15 protein-coding genes and 1 riboswitch are annotated in these 21,475 nt (G+C 71.1%); of the genes, 8 read left to right on the top strand and 7 right to left on the bottom strand.

Features of this window, described 5'->3' with window-relative positions:
• The first annotated feature begins 34 nt into the window (after positions 1–34).
• Genes VG296_RS06850 through VG296_RS06840 form a run of 3 tightly spaced genes read left to right on the top strand, consistent with a single transcriptional unit; the run spans position 35 to position 2,798 of the window.
• Entirely contained in the window at positions 35–877 is an 843-nt protein-coding gene (locus VG296_RS06850) for a hypothetical protein (protein ID WP_325564242.1), read from the top strand.
• Between the two features lie 28 nt (positions 878–905).
• Positions 906–2,147, top strand: a complete 1,242-nt coding sequence (locus VG296_RS06845; protein ID WP_325564241.1) for a sensor histidine kinase — start codon at positions 906–908, stop codon at positions 2,145–2,147.
• A 6-nt stretch (positions 2,148–2,153) separates the two neighbouring features.
• Positions 2,154–2,798 carry a response regulator transcription factor gene (locus VG296_RS06840; RefSeq protein ID WP_325564239.1) on the top strand — a complete coding sequence of 215 codons (645 nt, stop codon included), beginning with the start codon at positions 2,154–2,156 and terminating at the stop codon, positions 2,796–2,798.
• A gap of 66 nt (positions 2,799–2,864) precedes the next feature.
• Here VG296_RS06840 and pcrA read toward each other — a convergent pair whose 3' ends face one another.
• Entirely contained in the window at positions 2,865–5,333 is a 2,469-nt protein-coding gene (gene pcrA / locus VG296_RS06835) for a DNA helicase PcrA (protein WP_325564237.1), read from the bottom strand.
• 136 nt (positions 5,334–5,469) lie between these two features.
• Between pcrA and VG296_RS06830 the strand changes: the two genes are divergently transcribed.
• Complete coding sequence (locus VG296_RS06830) at positions 5,470–6,363, top strand: hypothetical protein (RefSeq protein ID WP_325564235.1); 894 nt, start codon at positions 5,470–5,472, stop codon at positions 6,361–6,363.
• Positions 6,364–6,803: 440 nt separating this feature from the next.
• A riboswitch (cyclic di-AMP (ydaO/yuaA leader) is annotated at positions 6,804–6,962 on the top strand.
• Positions 6,963–6,965: 3 nt separating this feature from the next.
• Positions 6,966–7,979 (top strand): C40 family peptidase, encoded by a 1,014-nt coding sequence (locus VG296_RS06825; RefSeq protein ID WP_325564233.1) that lies wholly within the window; start codon positions 6,966–6,968, stop codon positions 7,977–7,979.
• A gap of 235 nt (positions 7,980–8,214) precedes the next feature.
• Here the strand turns inward: VG296_RS06825 and VG296_RS06820 are convergent, their stop codons facing one another.
• A complete protein-coding gene (locus VG296_RS06820) occupies positions 8,215–12,024 on the bottom strand; it encodes an ABC transporter ATP-binding protein (protein WP_325564231.1) in 3,810 nt (1,269 codons plus the stop codon).
• Positions 12,025–12,158: 134 nt separating this feature from the next.
• On the opposite strand from VG296_RS06820, the gene VG296_RS06815 reads away from it, so the two are divergent.
• Positions 12,159–13,370: a hypothetical protein gene (locus VG296_RS06815; protein ID WP_325564229.1), complete on the top strand. Its 1,212-nt coding sequence runs from the start codon at positions 12,159–12,161 to the stop codon at positions 13,368–13,370.
• A 114-nt stretch (positions 13,371–13,484) separates the two neighbouring features.
• Here VG296_RS06815 and VG296_RS06810 read toward each other — a convergent pair whose 3' ends face one another.
• On the bottom strand, positions 13,485–14,225 hold the full coding sequence (locus tag VG296_RS06810) for a response regulator transcription factor (protein ID WP_325564227.1): 741 nt from the start codon (positions 14,223–14,225) through the stop codon (positions 13,485–13,487).
• Entirely contained in the window at positions 14,197–15,540 is a 1,344-nt protein-coding gene (locus tag VG296_RS06805; protein ID WP_325564225.1) for a PspC domain-containing protein, read from the bottom strand. The genes VG296_RS06810 and VG296_RS06805 overlap by 29 nt, the downstream gene beginning before the upstream one ends.
• 149 nt (positions 15,541–15,689) lie before the next feature.
• Between VG296_RS06805 and VG296_RS06800 the strand changes: the two genes are divergently transcribed.
• The gene (locus VG296_RS06800; RefSeq protein WP_325564223.1) at positions 15,690–16,931 is read left to right on the top strand and encodes a PspC domain-containing protein; all 1,242 of its coding nucleotides are present in this window, start codon (positions 15,690–15,692) and stop codon (positions 16,929–16,931) included.
• Positions 16,931–17,140: a hypothetical protein gene (locus VG296_RS06795; protein WP_325564221.1), complete on the top strand. Its 210-nt coding sequence runs from the start codon at positions 16,931–16,933 to the stop codon at positions 17,138–17,140. Before VG296_RS06800 ends, VG296_RS06795 begins: the two co-directional genes overlap by 1 nt.
• Before the next feature lie 32 nt (positions 17,141–17,172).
• On the opposite strand, the gene VG296_RS06790 is transcribed toward VG296_RS06795, so the two are convergent.
• The 3 genes from VG296_RS06790 to VG296_RS06780 all read right to left on the bottom strand — a co-directional run.
• A complete protein-coding gene (locus VG296_RS06790) occupies positions 17,173–18,411 on the bottom strand; it encodes a hypothetical protein (protein WP_325564219.1) in 1,239 nt (412 codons plus the stop codon).
• A gap of 52 nt (positions 18,412–18,463) precedes the next feature.
• Positions 18,464–20,059: a glutamine-hydrolyzing GMP synthase gene (gene guaA / locus VG296_RS06785; RefSeq protein ID WP_349259482.1), complete on the bottom strand. Its 1,596-nt coding sequence runs from the start codon at positions 20,057–20,059 to the stop codon at positions 18,464–18,466.
• A gap of 80 nt (positions 20,060–20,139) precedes the next feature.
• Positions 20,140–21,475 (bottom strand): hemolysin family protein (locus tag VG296_RS06780; RefSeq protein ID WP_325564215.1); only part of this gene is annotated, 1,336 nt, incomplete at its 5' end.

Raw genomic sequence — 21,475 nt, 5'->3', positions numbered from 1 at the left:
CTGAGACGACACCCGAAGGACTGGGGAACCCACGATGACGTACGTGACTTCCGCCGCGGTGCGCACCGAGCACGCCGCCGTACGGCCGACACACCGGCCCGGCTTCACCGACCTGATGCTCAGCGAGTGGACCAAGCTCAAGACCCTGCGCTCGACCTGGTGGTCGCTGGCCGCGATGATCGTGCTGAGCCTCGGCTTCACGATCACCGCCTGCGCGGTCTACTCGAGCAAGTTCACCCGGCTGGACCCCGCGACGCGGACGCAGTTCCGGCAGGACACCATCGGGCTCATCCTGCAGCCCGGCGCGGCCTTCGCCGGCCTGGCCGTATGCGTGCTCGGGGTGCTGGTGATCGGCTCGGAGTACACCACCGGGATGATCCGGGCGACGATGCTGGCCGCGCCGCGCCGCACGTCCGCGCTGCTGGCGAAGGCCGCCGCGTTCTCCGCACTGGTCTTCGTCGTCGCCGAACTGGTCGCGGTCCCCTGCTTCCTCATCGGCTCGGCGCTCACCAGCGCGCACGCCTCCACCTCGATCACCGACCCGATCACGATCCGCGCGATCCTGGCGTTCGGCCTGTTCATGACGGCCCTGGGCCTGCTCGCGCTGTCCGTCGGCACGCTGGTGCGGCATCTCGCGGCGGGGATCAGCCTGATCCTGGCGCTGCAGTTCGTGCTCCCCGGCGTGCTGAGCATGATCCCGGGCAGCCTGGGCGAGCACCTGTCGAACGCGCTGCCCGGCGGCGCCACCGTGATGATGAGCAGCGGCCACAACTCGTCCAACGTGTACACGCCGCTGCAGGGGCTGCTCATCCTGCTGGGCTGGGTCGCCGTGCTCGGGTCCGCCGCGCTGGTCTCGATCAAGAAGCGGGACGTCTGACCTTCTGATGAGCGAGAATGCTGTGACGATGGCTGCCAACCGAGTCACGGTCGTTGCCCGGCGCGTGCTGCGTGAACCCTTCACCGCACGCGCCTGGCGCACGTTCGTGTACTGCTTCTGCCAGCCCTTCGTCGATCTCTTCGGCCTCGGCGTGGTCCTGCTGCTGCTGACCGGCTCGACGGGCTCCGCGGGTCTGCTGGCCCCGGTGCTGCTCGTGCCGCTGCTGGCCTTCGCGCGCGGGCTCGGCAACGTGCACCGCGGCCTGGCCCGCGGCCTGCTCGGCTGGGACGTGCCGGAGCCGATGCGCGCCCCGCGGCGGCCCGGCGTTCTCGGCTTCTTCATGTATTACTACGGGGACGGGATCGGCTGGCGCGCGGTGGGCTACGTGCTGGCCAAGATCCTGCTGAGCGTCGAGCTCGTGGTCGGGGTCGCGTTCCGGCTCGGTCTGCCGCTGACGCTGATCGCGCTGGCCGCCTCGGGCGCGGAGATCCAGTCGTGGTCGATTCTGATCATCTGGACGGTGCTCTTCTTCGCCTCGCCGCGGCTGACGGAGCTGCTGCTGCTGCTCGACCAGACCCTGATGCGGCGGCTGCTCGGGCCCTCCGAGGACTCGCTGCGGATCAGGGAGCTGGAACAGACCCGCTCGCACGCGATCAACGAGGCGGCGGCCACGCTGCGCCGCATCGAGCGCGATCTGCACGACGGTGCGCAGGCCCGGCTCGTCGCCCTCGGGATGCAGCTGGGCCGCGCAGAGCGGCAACTGGAGCGCGGGAACGCCGAATCAGGGCTGGAACTGGTCCGCGAGACGCGCGCCGAGGCGAAGGCGATCGCGCAGGACCTGCGGGACCTGGTCCGAGGCATCCACCCGCCCGCGCTGGACGGCGGACTCGCGCCGGCACTCACCACGTTGGCCGCGAAGACGCCGATCCCGACGATCGTGCGGGTGAGCCTGGAGACGCGGCTTTCCGCGGCCGCCGAGACGATTCTGTACTTCACCGCCGCGGAACTGCTGACGAACGCCGCCAAGCACAGCGGCGCGCGGGCCATCGCGGTCACGGTGGTCAGCGACGCGCACGACGAGGACGTGCGGCTGATCGTGACGGACGACGGGTGCGGCGGGGCGCGGCTGGACAGCGCGGGCTCGGGGCTGCGCGGGCTGTCCGAGCGGGTCCGCACGATGGACGGCCGGCTCACGGTCGACAGCCCGGTCGGCGGTCCGACGACCGTCACCGTGCGACTGCCCGCGAACAAGCCCAATGAAGGGAACTGATTCCGGATGCGCATCGTGGTGGCGGAGGATTCGCCGATCCTGCGAGCCGGGCTGGTCGGCCTGCTCGAGGACGAGGGGCACGAGGTGGTGGCCGCGGTGCCGGACGCGACCCGGCTGCGGGAGGTCGTCGCCGAGCACCGGCCCGAGTTGGTGGTCTCGGACATCCGGATGCCGCCGACGCATACGGACGAGGGCCTGCGCGCCGCGATCGAGCTGCGCGCCGCGGATCCCGGCCTCAGGATCCTGATCTTCTCGCAGTACGTGGAGACCCAGTACGCGAGCCGCCTGCTGGCCGGGAACTCGGCGGGCGTCGGCTATCTGCTCAAGGAGCGCGTGATGGACACGAAGGACTTCATCGACGCGCTGGAGCGCGTCGCGGCGGGTGGCACGGCGCTCGACCCCGAGGTGGTCTCGCAGCTGGTGGGCGCGAGCAACTCCCGGCGCGCGCTCGACACGCTGAGCCCGCGTGAGCGCGAGGTGCTCGGCCTGATGGGCGAGGGCCGGTCCAACGGCGCGATCGCGGCGGCGCTGTTCGTCACCGAGCGCGCGGTGGAGAAGCACGTGGCGGGCATCTTCACCAAGCTGGACCTGCCGGTCTCCAGCGCGGACAACCGCAGGGTGCTCGCGGTGCTCCGCTATCTGGGCGTCTAGCCCGAAGGACGGCTGCGGGCATGGCTGCGGCTACGGCCTCGGCTGCGCCTACGGCGCGGGCTGCGGCTAGAGCTTCTGCAGCGGCGCGAAGGCCAGCACCAGCTTCCTGACTCCCTCGGAACCGAAGTCCACCGTCGCGTGCTCCCCGGTGCGGCCCTCGACCGAGACGACCGTGCCCAGGCCGTACGTGTCGTGGATGACGCGATCCCCCGGCGCGACCGAGATCGGCTCGCGGCCGCTGGAACCGAGCGACTTGAAGCCCGTCTTACGGGTCTTGTTGGCCGACGCCGTGAGCTGCGGGGTCTGCGTGCCGAACGCGGTCGAGCTCGGGGCCGGAGCCTCGCGCTCCCACTCGATGAGCTCCTTCGGGACCTCGCCGACGAAGCGCGATTCCGGGTTGTACGCGGGGGCGCCCCAGGCCGAGCGCAGCACCGCGCGGCTGAAGTACAGCCGCTGCCGGGCCCGGGTGATCCCGACGTACGCCAGCCGGCGCTCCTCCTCGAGCTCCTGGTTGTTGCCGAGCGCGCGGGTGTGCGGGAAGACGCCCTCCTCAAGGCCGGTCAGGAAGACGACCGGGAACTCCAGGCCCTTCGCGGTGTGCAGCGTCATCAGGGTGATCAGGCCGCCCTCGTGCTCACCGGGGATCTGGTCGGCGTCCGCCACCAGCGCGACCCGCTCGAGGAAGCCGATCACGGCCGACGTCGGCGCCGCGCCGTCGAGGCCGTCGACCCCCTCGCCGTCCTCCGTGCCCTCGGTGTTCTCCGTCCCCTCCATGCTCTCGTACTCGTGCGCGACGGCGACCAGTTCCTGCAGGTTCTCCGCGCGGCTCTCGTCCTGCGGGTCGGTGGACTCCTGCAGCTCGGCCAGATAGCCGGTGCGCTCCAGGATCGCCTCGAGCACCTCGGCCGGGCCCGCGCCCTCCGCCACCTTCTCGCGCAGGCTCGCCATCAGCGCCGCGAAGCCCTTGACCGCGTTGAGCGAACGCGCCGCCAGGCCGTACGCCTCGTCCGCGCGGTCCACGGCCGCGCCGAAGGAGATCCGTTCACGCGTCGCCAGCGCGTCCAGCATCGCCTCGGCGCGATCGCCGATGCCGCGCTTGGGCACGTTGATGATCCGCCTGACCGAGACCGTGTCGTCCGGGTTCGCCAGGGCCCTGAGGTAGGCCAGGGCGTCCTTGACCTCCTTGCGCTCGTAGAAGCGCACGCCGCCGACCACGCGGTAGGGCAGGCCGACCCGGATGAAGCACTCCTCGAACGCACGGGACTGCGCGTTGGTGCGGTAGAAGACGGCCACGTCGCCGGGTTTGGCCAGGCCCTCGTCGGCGAGCCGGTCCACCTCGTTGGCGACGAAGGCGGCCTCGTCGTGCTCGGAGTCCGCGACATACCCGATGATCTGCTCGCCCGCGCCCGAATCGGTCCACAGATTCTTCGCCTTGCGGCCGCGGTTCTTCGCGATCACCGCGTTGGCCGCGGTCAGGATGGTCTGGGTGGAGCGGTAGTTCTGCTCGAGCAGGATGGTCTTGGCGTTCGGGTAGTCGGCCTCGAATTCGAGGATGTTGCGGATCGTCGCGCCGCGGAAGGCGTAGATCGACTGGTCCGCGTCGCCGACCACGCACAGCTCGGCGGGCGGCACCTCCCCGTCCGCGGGGCCGACGAGCTCGCGCACCAGCACGTACTGCGCGTGGTTCGTGTCCTGGTACTCGTCGACCAGCACGTGCCGGAAGCGGCGGCGGTAGCTCTCGGCGACGGCCGGGAAGGCCTGGAAGAGGTTGACCGTCGTCATGATCAGGTCGTCGAAGTCCAGCGCCTTCGCCGCGATCAGCCGGTTCTGGTAGACGCCGTAGACCTCGGCGATCAGCGCCTCGCGGTCCGACTGCGCGGCGTCCCGCGCCGACTCGTGGTCGATGAGCTCGTTCTTGAGCGAGGACACCGCGGCGAGCAGACCGCGCGGGGGATGCCGCTTGACGTCCAGGTCGAGGTCGCGGGCGACCTGCGCCATCAGCCGCCGCGAGTCGTCCGCGTCGTAGATGGTGAAGGACGAGGGCAGCCGCAGGTGCTCGTGCTCGCGTCGCAGGATCCGCACACAGGCGGAGTGGAAGGTGGAGACCCACATCATCCGGGCCCGCGGGCCGATCAGCGCCTCCACCCGCTCGCGCATCTCGGCGGCGGCCTTGTTGGTGAAGGTGATGGCCAGGATCTCGCCGGGGTGCACACCGCGCTCGCCGAGCAGATAGGCGATCCGGTTGGTGAGCACCCGGGTCTTGCCGGAGCCGGCGCCGGCGACGATCAGCAGCGGCGATCCCGCGTGCACGACGGCCTCGCGCTGGGCGGGGTTGAGGCCGTCCAGCATCGCGTTCAGGTCCCGCGGCGCCACCGGAGCGGGCCGGGCGGGGGCCTTCGCCGACGAGGGCAGATCCCCCCGCTCCTCCTCGCGGCGGGCCGGGCGGCCGAGGCCGGGCAGCACGGACCCTGCCTGGTGCCGCGCGGGGGCGGGCGGCTTGGGCAGGTCGAACAGGGGGGTCTCGTAACCGCTCATCGGACCCGAGTCTAGAACCGTCCGCCGACAATCGCGGTCCCCGTGAGTTCGGTCACAGGCCGTGCGGGCGCGGACGGTCCGGCGGCGTGATTTGCATTACGGTTGAATAACGAGAACGTCTGATCCCAGGGGATGCATGAGCGAGCGCGAGGACGAGGCACGAGACGAGCAGGAAACCCTGGCAAAGAAGCCGCGACTGAATCTGACCACCAGTCAGGTCGCGGCTTCTGCGTTGGCGGCCTGCTCCGCCTCGGTCGTCGCCTCGTACCTCGGTGTGGCGGGCACGGTCATCGGGGCCGCGGTCGGTTCGGTGGTCGCGACCACGGGCGCGGCGATCTGGGGGCACGTGTTCCGCACCGGCGGGCACAAGATCAAGCAGACGCTGCTGGTGAACGGCGAGTTCATCGAGGTCGAGGTCGACGAGGAGGCGGCCGGGGGCGAGACCGCCGAGGAGTCCGACGCGACCGCGAAGGTCCCCGCCGGACGTTTCTACGGTGCGAACGCGGCGGAGCCGTGGACCCCCAAGGAGGCCACGGCCGAGACCCGGGTCATCCGCGAGGACACGAAGCTGATCCTGCCGCCGGGCATCGACGCCGAGCGGACTCAGCTGATCGCGCCCGCCGAGGCGGCCGAGAAGCCGTCTCGCCTCGCGCGGATCCTCAGATACCGCAAGCCGATGGGCATCGCCGCCGCGATCGTCGCCGTGTTCAGCGTGGCGATCGTCGTCGGCATCTTCGCCGGCGCCCCGGTGCGCAGCGCGGGCTCGTCCACCACGCCGTCCACCACCACGACGACCACCGTGACCGAGACGACGCACGGCGCGGCGAACGACGGCTCGTCGGCGTCCGCGGACTCGACGGGGTCGAAGAGCTCCGGTGCCACGGCGTCGTCCTCGGCATCGTCGTCGAATTCTGCGACGTCCTCGGCGAGCCCCTCGACGTCCCCGAGCGCCGCCGGGTCGACCAAGTCCACCGGCACGGCCTCCGGCTCGCCGCAGGCAGGCGGCGCGACGAGCACCGGCTCCCCCTGACGAACCCGGACCGCGACAGCGTGTTGACCGGCGGGTATCAGAGCGTGCACACTATCCGGGCCTCATGAGAATGAGAGCCTTCGAGATCTTGCCGACAGCCCGTCGGCAAGATCTCTCCCCCGTGGAGCATCACGAAACGGCTCGGCCACCGAGCCGTTTCGTCCGTTTCGCCCACCCGGCAAAACGGTCAGAGCACGCCAGACGCGCACTATTCTCCGGGTCCCGTCGGCTCGCGAATGGCCACGGATCGATCACGACACGGGCAAAGAGACGTTAAAGAGCGGGGCCGAAAAATCGAAGCCCCGCAACCGGATCGCTAGAGTCCACACCCAGATACCGCCCCACGCGGGGTCGCCAGACCCCCGGCGGATATCCGCGCCGAGTCCAATCGGCGGGCCCCACCACCGGGCCGTGCACCGCGAACACCGCGGGACGCGGACGGAACGGGACCGCCGCGGAGCCGGGGACCCACCCGCAAGCACCGGGGTGAATCACCGCGCCCGACCGGTTCGCAGCCGCGAACCGCGAAGGCAAGGTGTAGGGCGACTTTTCCCGCCCGAACCCGTCAGCTAACCCGGTAGGCGCCACCGGAAGAGGAACGCATGCCGTCTCATCGCGCCCCGAAACTCTCGACGCGAAAGGCCTCGGCTGTAGCCCTGGTCGGCGTAGCCGCCGGCTCCACCCTGCTGATGCAGGGCAGCGCGCACGCCGAGACCCTGACGCAGGCCAAGGCCGATTACAACCAGAAGATGCAGCAGTCGGAGGCCGCCACCGAGGCCTACAACGCCGCCACCGAGCAGGCCGCGACGCTGCAGACGAAGGTGAACGCCCTCCAGGCGCAGATCTCCAGCGCCACCGCCGAGATGAGCTCGCTGCAGCGCACGATGGGCCTGCAGGCCGCACAGCAGTACGAGAGCGCCGGGATGTCCTCGACCCTGGAACTCGCGCTGGAGTCCAGCCCGGAGACCTACCTCAACAAGGCGCTGGCCAGCAACGAGATCTCGCAGAAGGAAGCCCAGCTGCTCAAGGAGCTGGCCACCGCCAAGTCGCAGGTCGCCGCCGACCAGAAGCTCGCCCAGACGGAGCTGACCCAGCAGCAGGCGGCCGTGAACACGGCGAAGAAGCAGAAGACCTCCGCGCTGTCCGCGACCGCCCAGGCGAAGTCCGTGATCAGCACCCTGAGCGCGGCGCAGCAGCAGACGATCGTCTCCGGCGGCGGCAGCACGTCGAACACCGTGACGGCGGTCGCCCCGAACTCCCGCGCCGCGATAGCCGTGGCGTACGCGAAGTCGAAGCTCGGTGACGAGTACGTCTACGCCGCCTCCGGCCCCTCCACGTTCGACTGCTCCGGACTGACGATGGAGGCGTGGGCCGCCGCGGGCGTCTCGCTGCCGCACAACGCCGCCGAGCAGATGAGCGTCACGACGTCCGTCAGCGAGTCCTCCGCCGAGCCCGGCGACCTGGTCTTCTTCTTCGACAGCCCCGGCTACGTCGGCCACGTCGGCATCTACATCGGTGACGGCATGGTCATCGACGCACCGCACACCGGAGCGACGGTCCGCGAGATCTCGCTGTCCAACATCGGCATGCAGGTCGCCGGCTTCGGCCGCCCGTAGCCTCCTGCCACGCAAGAACACCTCAGGCCATGTGACCTGGCGGCGTTCTCTACCCCCTCCCCCTCGTGAGGGCGCTGCCATCGAGCGCCCGGATCGCCGGGGCGACGTGAGCCGCAACCTCTCCCCCTTGTGCGGCAAGCGGAGCCCAACCCACCGGCGATCCGGGCGCTAATACTTTTCCCCGGACCTCGACCTCGGCCTAGATCTCGGACTGGATCTCGGCCTGGATCTCGACCTAGAGCGCCGCGGCGCCCTCCGAGCTCGCGTGCATGAAGCTGTTCCACAGTCGCGCGTACGGTCCGTCCGCGGCGAGCAGGTCGTCGTGCGTGCCGTCCTCGACGATGAGGCCGCCGTCGAGGACGAGGATGCGGTCGGCGCGGGCCGCGGTGGTGAGGCGGTGCGCGACGACGAGGGTGGTGCGGGCGCGGGAGACCTCGTCCATGGCGCGGGTCACGGCCGCCTCGCTGGCCAGGTCGAGGGACGCGGTCGCCTCGTCGAGCAGCAGGATGTCCGGGTCCACGAGGTAGGCGCGGGCGAGGGCGAGCAGCTGGCGCTGGCCCGAGGACAGGCTGCGGCCGCGCTCGCCGACCTGGTGGAGGTAGCCGCCGGAGAGCCTGGCGATCATCTCGTGCGCGCCGACGGCCCGGGCCGCCGCCTCGACCTCGGCGTCGGAGGCGTTGGGACGGCCGTAGGCGATGGCCTCGGCCACGGTGCCGGGGAACAGATACGCCTCCTGCGGGACGACGCCGAGATGCCCGCGGTAGCCGGCGAGGTCGTAGTCACGCAGGTCCACGCCGTCCACCAGCACCGCGCCCGAGGTCGGGTCGTAGAACCGCGCGACCATCTTGACCATCGTGGACTTGCCCGCGCCGGTCTCGCCGACCAGGGCGACGGTCGTGCCCGGCTCGATCGCGACGTTCACGCCGGCGCCCTCCGCGTCCCGGCCGCCGAGCGCCGGATTCGCGGCAGTCGAGTAGCCGAAGTGCAGGTCCTTGAACTCGATCAACCCGGTCAGCCCGGTCGCCGGCGTCGGCTGCTCGGACTCCGGCGTGTTCGTGTGCGTATGCAGCAGCTCGGTGATCCGGCGCAGGCCGACTGCGGCCTGCTGGTAGCTGTCGAAGACCTGCGAGAGGTTCTGCACCGGCGAGAAGAACATGTCCACGTACAGCAGGTACGCGATCAGCGCGCCCGCCGACATCGCACCAGTATGGATCATGTGCGAGCCGTAGACGATCGCGAAGGCCGCGGTCAGGTCGGCCAGTAGCTGCACGAAGGGGAAGTACGTGGCGATGTAGCGCTGCGCGGTCAGCCGGGAGACGCGGTAGGCGTCGGTCTTGCCGGCGTAACGGTCGCGGTTGACGCCCTCGCGGCGGAACGCCTGGGTCACGCGCATGCCCGCGACGTTCTCCTGCAGGTCCGCGTTCACGGCGCTGATCCGCTCGCGCGCCTCGGTATAGGCCCGCGAGGAGAGCCGCTTGAAGATCACCGTCGCCACGATCATCACCGGCATCACCGCGAAGACCACCAGCGACATCCGCCAGTTCACCACGACCAGCGCGCCCGCGATGCCGAAGAAGGTGAGGATCGAGACGACCGCGGTGGACACGCCGTTCTGCAGGAAGCTGGAGAGCGCGTCGATGTCCGAGGTCATGCGGGTCATCAGCCGCCCGGCCATCTCCTTCTCGTAATAGTCGAGGCCGAGGCGCTGCAGCTGGCCGAAGGTCTTGAGCCGCAGGGTGTAGAGCAGCCGCTCGCCCATCCGTCCGGTGACCATCGTCTGGATCGACTCCACGAACCAGTCCGCGACGACCAGGCCGAGGCCGATGATCGCCATCGTCGCGATGACGTGGTACGCGGCGCCCTGGATGCCCTGGTCGACGCCGGTGCGGATCAGCGCCGGAATGGCCAGCGAGGCGAGCGCGTCGGCGGTCTCCAGCAGCAGGCCGAACACCAGCAGGACCAGGAACGGCCGGAGCAGCCGGCGGAGCGAGAACCCGTAGTCGGCCTTGGTGATCTCGGCCGTGTCGAGGTTCGGCTTGTCGTTGGCCGGAGGCAGCGCGGCGACCTTGGCGAGCAGCTCGGGCGTGGCCGGCATCGCGGATATGATGCCGCCTCCGCCGCCCCCTCCCGCCCCGCCGCCGCGCGGCACGCGGTTGGCCGCGGCCACCGCGGCCTGCGCGGACCCGTTGACTCCCGCCAGCTGCGAGCGGTCCCACAGCGCCAGCGTGACGCCGTCGACCTGCATCGACTCGTTGTCCACCGGCAGCTCGTGGTCCACCGGCAGCTCGCCCGCGTCCACGCCCTCGGCGTCGTCGCCCGGACCGGACAGCAGCAGCCGGTAGAGCGCGCAGCCGCGCTCCAGCTCGTCGGCGGTGCCGACCGCGATCAGCCGGCCCTTTTCCAGCACCGCGATCCGGTCCGCGAGCTGCAGGGTGGAGCGGCGGTGCGCGATCAGCAGGGTCGTGCGATTCTGCATGACCCGGTGCAGCGTGGCGTGGATCTCGGCCTCGGTGGCGGCGTCCACGGCCGAGGTCGCGTCGTCGAGCAGCAGGATCTGCGGGTCGGTGATCAGCGCGCGGGCCAGGGCGACGCGCTGGCGCTGGCCGCCGGAGAGGGTCAGGCCCTGCTCGCCGACGACCGTGTCATAACCCTGCGGGAGTTCCTCGATGAAGCGGTCGGCCTCGGCGGCGCTCGCGGCGGCGCGCACCTGCTCGTCGGTCGCCTGCGGCAGGCCGTAGGCGATGTTCGCGCGCACGGAGTCGGAGAAGAGGAAGGCCTCCTCCATGACCAGGCCGATCGACGCGCGCACCGACTCGGTGGTCACGTCGCGCACGTCCTGGCCGCCGATGCGTACCACGCCGCCCTGCGGATCGTAGAAGCGCGGCAGCAGCATGGCCAGCGTGGACTTGCCGGAGCCCGAGGTGCCGATCACGGCCATCGTCTCGCCGTGCCGCACGGTCAGGTCGAGGCCGCGCAGCACCGGCTCGGAGGGCACGTAGCCGAAGGTGACGTCGTCGAACTCGACGTCCAGGGCCTCGTGCGGGAGCTCGGCCGCGCCGTCCTTGTCCTGGATATCAGGCTTCGAATCGATGACCTCGAAGACGCGGATCGCGCTGGCCCTGACCTGCTGGCCGAACGTGATCAGCGTGGCGAGCATGCGCACCGGGCCGACGAACGAGGCCAGGTAGCTGGAGAAGGCGAAGAAGGTGCCGATGGTGATCTCGCCGCGCAGCGCCATCCAGCCGCCGAGCGCGAGGATGCCGATCTGGCCGATGGTCGGGATCGCGCCGAGCGTCGGGTTGTAGCGCGCGGTCAGCCGCACCTGGCGCAGCCGCGAGGCGAACAGCGTGCTCGCGGCGCGGTCCAGCTTGTCGATCTCCTGCTGCTCCTGGCCGAAGCCCTTGACCACGCGCACGCCGGTGACGGCCGACTCGACGACGCCGGCCAGCGCGCCGGTCTTCTGCTGCGAGTCCCAGGTGGCGGGGAACAGCCGCTTCCTGGCCACCACGTTCACGGCCAGCAGCCCCGGGCCGACCGCCAGGCCGACCAGCGTGAGCAGCGGGGAGAGGAAGAGCATCGCGGTGATCGAGGCGAAGAACATCAGGATCGTGCCCGCGAGCATCGGGGCCATGCCGATCAGCTGCGAGACCATGTTGATGTCGGACGAGGAGCGGGCCACGATCTGCCCGGTCTCCAGGTTGTCCTGGCCGCGGCCGTCGAGCCGGGAGAGCGAGTCGAAGACCTCGGTGCGCAGGTCGTTCTGCACCTCGATGCCGATCGAGCCGCCGAGGTAGCGGCGCGCGCGCGAGACCACGAAGTTGAGCAGGGCGATGCCGATGAGCGTGATGGCCCAGGGCAGCACGGGACGGTTCCCCTGGATGATCACGCCGTCGATGATGGTGCGCTGCACCAGCGGAACCACGACGCCGATCCCGGCGATGGCGATCGAACTGGCCGACGCGATCAGCACGATCTTCTTGTACCGCCAGATATAGCCGGTAAGCCGCTTCAACCAGCCATCCCCGCTGTTTTCCCTCACGGTCACGCCGCCCCCCTTCAGGTTCGTTTCATGCACGGACAGGATAAGTGAGATTACCTCATCAACGCCACTCGTTTCGCGGGACGGATACAATCTGGTCTCAGCTTGGCGGGCGAAAGCGTTATGCGAGATGGGACGTCGTGCACACCGAAGCATGCTCCGCGGTCGACGAAGTCAACCTGCTCTCGGAACGCCCCGAGGAGCCCAACCTGCACTACGTCGAGGCCGCGCTGACCGGCCGTCTCGAACTGCCGAGGCTGCGCGAAGCGGTCGGAGCGGTGCTCGAGGCCCATCCCGAGGCCCGCGCGCGGATCGCCACCACCTCCCCCATGCGACTGTGGACCCAATGGGCCATACCCGGTATCGCGGAGACCGACCCCGTCCAGGACCGGATGGCGGCGAACCGGGGCGAGCTCACCGAGGCGCGCGAGGAGATTTTCGCGACCCCCCTGCCGGTGCGCACCGGCCCGCTCTTCCGGCTGCACGTGCTGCGCCAGCCGCGGGTGACGAACCTGATCCTCGCCGTGCACGCCGCCCGCTTCGACGCGTACTCCGCGCTCGGCCTGCTCCGCGCCATCGCCTCCGCGTACACCGGCGGCAAGGCGCTCGCCCCGCCGCACGACCAGGCCCCGCTGCTGCGCGGCAGTTCGCGCCCGCCGCGAACCCAGGGCCCGCCGCTGCGCATCGAACCCGGCCGCACCGCGCAGGACGCCGACCGTCCCACGAACGGCTACCACTTCCGGCACGTCGCCATGGACATGCGCGACCTGTCGAACGCCATCTCGTACTACGCCGACGCCACCGTCGAGGACGCGCTGCTCGCCGAGGTCGCCCGCGCCGTCTACGAGTGGAACGCCTCGAAGGGCAAGGGCTGGGGCCAAATCAGGGTCGTGATGCCGGTGGACCGCAGGTCGGTGCTGGACGAGTCGCTGAAGATGGGCAACCACGCGGCGTACGGAACCGTCGCCCTCGACCTCGCCGACATCGCCGCCAACCCGCTCTCCGCGGTATCCGCGCAGACCAAGTGGCTGCGCCGCAACGCCGTCGAACTCGACGCGATGGCCCGCGGCTTCGCCGAGCCCTGGGCCCCCTTCGGCATCCGCAGGACCCTGAAACGCCCGGTAGACCGCCGCACCGCCTCCCGCGTCCCGAGCACGATGCTCGCCAACCTCGGCGAGATCGACCAACTGTGGTTCGGCGCCGTACGCACCGGAGCCCTCTGGTACGCCCCGCCCGCCCCCCTCCCCATGGGCCTCGCCGTAGGCGCCGTCCAATACAACCACCGCATGCACCTCACCCTCCGCTACCGCCGCGCGATGTTCACCACGCCGCCGTTCTGGGGGCGGGGGTAGGGATAGGGCGGGGTGGCGGCGGGAGCCTTGGGGACGCTCATGGCTTGCGGCTTGGTGATCGGCCCTGCCTACGGCCCGACCCCAAACCGCGAGCCGCGAGTTCCCCGCAGCACCCTAGAGCCGCCGGTCGTTGGCCCATCTGGAGAGCTCGTAGCGGTTCGAGAGTTGGAGCTTGCGCAGGACCGAGGAGACGTGGGTCTCTACGGTCTTGACGGAGATGACCAGCTCGCGGGCGATCTCCTTGTAGGCGTAGCCGCGGGCGATCAGGCGGAGGACCTCGCGCTCGCGGGCGGTGAGGCGGTCGAGTTCCTCGTCCGCGGAGGCGGGGGACGCGGTGGGCGGGGCGGCGCCGGAGAAGGCGTCGAGGACGAAGCCGGCGAGCTTCGGGGAGAAGACGGCGTCGTTCTCGGCGACCCTGCGCACGGCGTCGACCAGGTCGGTGCCGGAGATGGACTTGGTGACGTAGCCGCGGGCGCCGGCGCGGATGACGCCGATGACGTCCTCGGCCGCGTCCGACACGGACAGCGCGAGGAAGCGCGTATCAGAGGCCTTACCTGGGCCGCCGCCGGTGAGCAGGCACTGGCGCAGCACCTCGACGCCGCCGCCGCCGGGCAGGTGCACGTCGAGCAGCACGACGTCGGGGCGCTGCTCGACGATGACGGCCACGGCTCCGGGGGCGTCCTGCGCCTCTCCGACGATCTCCACGCTGCCGTGCGCGGCCTCGGCCAGCTCCGCGCGCACACCGGTGCGGAAGAGCTTGTGGTCGTCCACCAGGACCACCCGGACCGGGCGGACGCCGCCCGGTCCCGCACCCGCACCCTGACCCTCAGGGCTCGACGACGGTTCGCTCTGCACCGCTTGACCTCTCCTCGTTGTTCCAGGACGACTCGTTCCCGGACGGCTGGCCCGGCGACGGTTGACCTGCCGACTGCTGCTGGCCCGCCGACGACTGGTGCGCCGACGACTGACCCGTGGACGGCTGCGGCACGCGCTTGGCCGTCAGCCGCACCTCGGTGCCCTCGCCGGGCGCGGTGCGGATCTCCGCCTGGCCGCCGTGCCGACGCATCCGGCCGAGGATCGACTGGCGCACGCCCATCCGGTCCGGTGCCACCGCGTCCAGGTCGAAGCCGGGGCCGCGGTCCTTGACGAACACCTCGACCCGGTCGTCAGCGAGCTCGGCGTAGACCGAGATCGGTGCCTCGGGCGCGTACTTCGCCGCATTGACCATAGCCTCCCGCGCCGCCGCGACGCACGCCTCGAGCTGTGGATCCAGCGGCGCGTCGCCGACCGAGACCACCTCCAGCCGGGCGCCGTGCCGGTCCTCGACCTCGGCCGCCGCCGCGCGGATCGCCTCGGCGAAGCTCTCCGCGGCCGACTTGCGTTCGCCGTAGAGCCATTCGCGCAGCTCACGTTCCTGGGCGCGGGCCAGCCTCGCGACCTGCGCGGGATCGTCGTGGTGACGCTGGATCAGGGTGAGGGTGTGCAGGACGGAGTCGTGCATCAGGGCCGCCACCTCGGCTCGCTCCTGGGACCGCGCGCGCTCGGTGCGCTCGTGCGCCAGGTCTCGCAGGATCCTGAGGAAGAACGGCAGGCCGATCAGCCCGGCGCCGACCAGCAGGGCGAGGGCGGCCAGTAGCGTGCGGCCGGTCTCGGTCCAGCTGTTGTTGCCGTCCGCCAGCGCGATCATGCCGCCGATCGCGACCGCCGCGCCGAGGGCCGCGCGCGCGAGGTGCGTCGTGGACCGGGTCCGCGCCCGCGGCCCGCCGTCCCCGGCCCGCTGCACGTCGTCCGCCTGACGCCACAGCACCGCGAGCCCGAGGGCCACGGCCGCCAGCGGCAGGATCGTGCGCCAGTTGCTCGGGTGCCGCATCGGCAGGCCGAAGAGCAGCAGGATGCCGAGGGCGATCAGTGCGAGCAGCACCAGTCGGACCTGCGGGCGGGGGGCCGAGCGATCTTCCTCGGGGATGTCGCCGAGCGGGACGAAGATCCAGAACGCGGCGTACGTCAGCACGCCGAGGCCGCCGATCCAGGTGAACAGGACGAACAGCAGCCGGACCAGCCACACGTTCGCGCCGAGGTGCAGCGACAGCCCGCGGCAGATCCCGCCGGCGAGCCGTCCCCGGCGGGAGCGACGCAGGCGGCGGGTGTCCTCGGGCAGGGGCGGCGACATCACCCCATCATGGTCACACGCGCGAACCTCGCCGGGCATCGGGGATTGACCCCGAGACGTACCCTGAGACCGCGGCCGGCGGATTCCAGGGTGCGTTCCGGGCTGTCCCCAATGGCTGCCGACCCCTCCGATCCAGAATCCTGGTCACCATGAGCGAAGAGACTACGAGAGGCCACGCCGCGCGTGGCCCGCTGCGCCGAGACCGGCGCTCGAAGGTCATCGCGGGCGTGTGCGGGGGGCTCGGCCGACACCTGGACATCGACCCCGTGGTCTTCCGCATCCTGTTCGCGGTGCTCTCCTTCGTCGGCGGCATCGGCCTGCTGGCGTACGCCGCCGCCTGGCTGTTCCTGCCGCGGGAAGGGGCGGACCGCTCCGCGGTGCACCGCGTGCTGATCGGCAGCAACCCGCTGATCGCGGTCGCGGTCACGCTCGGCCTCGGCGCCGGGGCGCTGGTGTCGCTGCGCGCGCTGACCCAGGGCGTGTCGAACATGTGGCCGCTGTGGATGCTCGCGGCGGCGGTGGTCGGCGTGCTGATCTGGCGCGGCGACGTCAAGCTCGGCCGCGGCGCGGGGACGAACTCGCCGGAGCAGCCGCCGACCTGGTGGCAGCAGCCGGTGGAGGGATCGCAGGGCACGACGACGGGCGGTGGGGAGCCGTCGGCGGAGCCCGAGGTCAACGCGTTCAACGCCTTCGGGGAGGCCGGCCCGCAGGACGCGCCGCCGCCCGCGTTCGCCGAGACGGCCGCGCCCGAGCGGGTACGGCGGCGCGGCTACGGCGGGCTCGTGCTGGCCAGCCTGCTCGCGGCCACCGGCGTGCTCGGCGTGCTGGACGCGGCCGGCCTGATCAGCCTCAGCTGGCTGTCCGGCGGCGCGCTGGTGCTGCTGCTGCTCGGCGCGGGCATGGTGGTCGGCGGCGTGTTCGGCAAGACGACCGCGCTGGTGCCGATCGGCCTCGTCGTGGCGGTCCCGTTGATCGCGCTCGCCGCGGTCGGCGTCCCGCTGCACGGCACCGTCGGCGACGAGAGCTGGACGCCCACTTCGGCGGCCGCCATCCAGCCCTCGTACCAGCTCGCGGTCGGTGACGGTTCGCTGGACCTGTCGAGCGTGCAGCCGGGCGTCGGCAATACGGTCACGACGAAGGCGCAGGTCGGCATCGGGGACCTGCAGGTCGTGCTGCCGACGGACGTGACCGTCACGATCCACACGCACACCGACGTCGGCATGGTGTCCGACGACGGCCAGCCGGAGCTGAACGTCTACGGCACCAACCGCGACAGCGGCATGAACGTGGACCGGAACTTCACCATCCCGGCGCAGGGCAAGGCCCAGGGCACCATCGTGCTCGACCTGAAGGTCGGCATCGGCGACGTGAACATCGGAACAGGGAACTGATGATGGAGACCGAGAACAAGAACCACACCCGGATTCGGCCGGATGCCGCGTCCATCACGGCGGGCCTGGTGTTCATCGGGATCGGGCTGGTGTACCTGCTGTCCTCCGACGGCCACCTGCACGCCGCGGCGCAGTGGACCGGATCGGTCCTGGTGCTCGGCCTCGGGCTGGCGTGGGTGGTCGGCGCGATCACCCGCAGGCGGCGCTGAGCACGTGGGCGGGTGACGGCCTCGGTGCCGCGTCAGTCCTCGGCGGCGGCGATGTCCAGCGGATAGTCGTCCGTCTCCAGGCCCGCGGCCGTCACCACGCGCACCGTCCACGGTCCCGGATCCACGTCGTACGGGATGGGCACGGTGACGGAGCTGTCCGTCGGATTGCTGAAACCGCCCTCGGCGCCCGGAACGAGCGGCACGTGTATGTGGATGGGCCCGAGCTTCACGACTATCCGGGCGAGCTGGTCCGGCTCGGCGGCGGCCGGGGGCACGAAACCCAGGCCCCTGATCTCGATCTCGTCGCCCTGCCGGATCGGCCCGTCGAGACCGCCCGCCGGACGCACCCGGACCACCGAGACGAGCACCGGCTGCCGCGACTCGATCAGCCGCACCGCGGCGTAGAGCACCGCGGCGGCCAGCGAGATCCACACGACGATCGCGGGCAGTTGCGGGAGTTCGTAAGGGTTCTTAGCCAGTCCCGCGATCAGGAACAGCACGGCCGCCAGGTACGAGGGCAGCCACACCGCCGAGGCGACCGAACCGACGCCGGTCTCGTCGAGCGCCAGGTCCCGCAACTGCGCCCGCTGGCCCGGCAGGTAGGGCACCGCCCGGCGACGCATCCGCGCCGCGGCGACCGCGTTCGTGACGATGGACACGACGATCGGGGCGATCAGCAGCGCCAGATACTCCCAGCGCGGATGCGAGATCGCGGCACTGATATCAGAGCGCTCGGTCGAGGTGCCGGCCGCGAAGTCCGCGACGGCGAAGTAGACCAGCGCCGTGCTCAGCGCCGCGCCCCACAGCAGGCCGAGCGCCTTGGCCGGGGACAGCCGCCCGTCCGCGCCGACCATGAAGCAGAGCACGCCGCCCACCTCGCTGTGCACCAGGCTCAACCCGGAGACCAGCGCGGCCAGGGCGGCGAACGCGAGCAGCACGGCGGTGTGCGGCAGCGTCCAGGATCCGGAGACCGGCAGCGTGGCCAGGTCGACCACGACGACCAGCCCGCCGAGGATCCAGCTGCCGCGCATCGTCCAGCGCCCGACGAGCGCCAGCCAGGCCGAGTTCTCGGCCCGCGCGGCCACCGCGAGCCGCTGCGCGCGGCGGCTCAGCTCGTCTGAGATCCACTGCCGGGCACCGCTCTCCGAGTGGGACAGCGCGGCCGGCACGCCCTCGTTCTGCGCGAACTCGCGGCAGCGCTCGGCGAATTCGGCCAGCTCCCGCTCGTACTCCTGACGAGCGCCCGCATGGCTCTCCGGGCCTTGCACCACCGCGAAATCCCCTCCACCGGGCAGAATCCTCATTCGGGCGCTGAGATTACACCTATTCCCACTCGATGGTGGCCGGAGGCTTCGAGGTGGCGTCCAGCACGACGCGGTTCACGCCCGGCACCTCGTTGGTGATCCGGGTGGAGATCTTGGCCAGCACCTCGTAGGGCAGCCGGGTCCAGTCCGCCGTCATCGCGTCCTCGGAGGAGACCGGACGCAGCACGATCGGGTGGCCGTAGGTGCGGCCGTCGCCCTGCACGCCCACCGAGCGCACGTCGGCGAGCAGCACCACCGGGCACTGCCAGATCTCCTCGTCCAGGCCCGCCGCGGTCAGCTCCGCGCGCGCGATCGCGTCCGCCTCGCGCAGCAGGTCGAGCCGCTCCTCGGTGACCTCGCCGACGATCCGGATGCCGAGGCCGGGCCCGGGGAACGGCTGCCGGCCCACGATCTCGCCCGGCAGGCCGAGCTCCGCGCCGACCTTGCGCACCTCGTCCTTGAACAGCTTGCGCAGCGGCTCGATCAGCTTGAACTGCAGGTCCTCCGGCAGGCCGCCGACGTTGTGGTGCGACTTGATGTTCGCGGTGCCCGCGCCGCCGCCGGACTCGACTACGTCCGGGTAGAGCGTGCCCTGCACCAGGAACTCGACGGCCTCGCCGCCGGCCGCGGCATCGGCCAGGATCTCCCGCTCGGCCTGCTCGAAGACGCGGATGAACTCGCGCCCGATGATCTTGCGCTTCTCCTCCGGGTCGCTCACCCCGGCGAGTGCGTCCAGGAAGCGGCGGCGCGCGTCCACCACCTTCAGCGAGACGCCGGTGGCCGCGACGAAGTCCCGCTCCACCTGCTCGGCCTCGCCCTTGCGCAGCAGCCCGTGGTCCACGAACACGCAGGTCAGCCGGTCACCGATAGCGCGCTGGACCAGGGCCGCCGCGACCGCGGAGTCGACGCCGCCTGACAGCCCGCAGATCGCACGGCCGTCGCCGACCTGCTCCCTGATCCGCTCGGTCTGCTCCTCGACGATGTTCAGCATCGTCCACGTCGGGCGGCAGCCCGCCGCGTCGAGGAAGCGGCGCAGCACCTTGGTGCCGTACTCGGTGTGCATCACCTCGGGGTGGAACTGCACGCCGTACAGGCCGCGCTCCCTGTCCTCGACCGCCGCCGCTGGCGTCGCCGCGGTCTGCGCCGTAACCGTGAACCCCGGCGGCGCGGCGGTCGAGGTGTCACCGTGTGACATCCACACGCTGAGCTCCGGGCCGAGCCCCGCGAGGAGCAGGCCGCCTGCGCTCTGACCCGGCCCGCCCAGGACGTGCAGCGGCGTGCCGCCGTACTCGGCCGCGCCGGTCCGCTCGACCGTGCCGCCAAGCTCGCGGACAAGCACCTGGTGCCCGTAGCAGATGCCGAAGACCGGCACGCCCGCGTCGAACAGCCCCTCGGGCGCCGCCGGCGCCCCCTCGACGTAAACCGACGCGGGCCCGCCGGACAGGATGATCGCCTTCGGGTGCTTGGCCAGCATCTCGCTCACCGGCATCGTGGAAGGCACGATCTCCGAGTAGACGTGGCACTCCCGTACGCGGCGGGCGATGAGCTGGGCATACTGCGCACCGAAGTCAACGACCAGAACGGTGTCAAACCCACCAGGTCCGGACACACCTATCCCTTCCACCAGGGCGTTTCCCCGTGTAGGGGCACAGTGTAGTTGCCGTGGACGGGGGACGCGGGTCTTGCGTGGGCGCCCTAGGAGGCGCCCTCCGCGGTGCTGCCCCCGGTTAGCTCCGGTTGCGTGCCAGGCTCTGGCGCCGGCTCAGGGAGCGGCGTGACGCGGAGGCGGGCGATCCGGCGGCCGTCCATCTCGGTCACGGTGATCGTGTACCCGGGGATCTCGACCGCGTCGCCGGGCGCCGGGAGCTCGCCGAGTGCCGCGAGCACGTAGCCCGCCACCGTCTCGTAGGGGCCTTCCGGCAGCCTGATCGAGGTCTGCTCGGCGAACTCATCGAGGTTGAGCAGGCCGTCCACCTCGACCTCGCCCTGCGGCAGCTTGGTGGCCGGAGCCTCGCCAGTGTCGTACTCGTCCCTGATGTCGCCGATGAGCTCCTCGACCAGGTCCTCGAGGGTGACGATGCCGGCGGTGCCGCCGTACTCGTCGACCACGATCGCCAGGTGCGCGCGCTCACGGCGCATCTCCGACAGCGCGGAAAGCACCGTCTTGCTGATCGGCAGGAACTTGATCGGCCTGACCACCTGGTCGACAAGCGCCGCCTTGTCCGGCGCGGCCGGGCCGAGCAGGTCCCTGATGTGCACGAAGCCGACGACGTTGTCATACGAGCCCTGGTAGACCGGCAGCCGCGAGTACGGCACGCTCGAGGCGATCCGCGCGGCCTCGCCGACCGTGGTGCCCGCCGCCAGGAACTCGACCTCGGTGCGCGGCCGCAGTACCTCGCGGATCTGCCGCTTGCCCGCGTCGAAGACCTCACCGACGATGCGCCGCTCGTCCACGCTCAGCGTCTGCGTGCCCGCGACCAATTCGCGCACCTCTTGTTCCGTCATCGCCTGGCGGCCCTGGCGCGGGTCGGCACCGAGCAGCCTGACCACCACGTTGACCGAGACGGAGAGCAGCCAGACGACGGGCCGCGCCAGCCGGGAGATCACGTCAAGCGTCGGCGCGGCGAACAACGCGATCCGCACGGTGCGCTGCAGCGCCAGGCGCTTCGGCGCGAGCTCGCTGAACACCAGGGTGAGGAAGGTGATGCAGACGGTCACGATGGCGAACGCAAGCGGCGCCGCCGCGTCGTGGCCCAGACCCTGCCTGACCAGCCAGTCGCGCAGCAGTCCGGCCAGCGTGTCGGCGCCGTAGGCGCCGGTGACCAGCGTCGCGAGGGTCGTGCCGATCTGCACGGACGCTAGGAACCGGTTGGGATCGGAGGCCAGCTTGGCCGCCGTCGCCCCGCGCCTGCCGCGCTTGGCGAGTGACCGCACCTGGCCCTCGCGCAGCGAGATCAGGGCCATCTCCGCGGAGGCGAAGAACCCGCCGATGGACACGATGACAAGAACGATGACAACGTCCAGGATGACC

The organism is Actinospica sp. (genome assembly GCF_035552695.1).
Classification (GTDB): domain Bacteria; phylum Actinomycetota; class Actinomycetes; order Streptomycetales; family Catenulisporaceae; genus Actinospica.
Note: the sequence above shows the minus strand (reverse complement) of the source record. Positions and strands in the feature narration are given on the sequence as shown.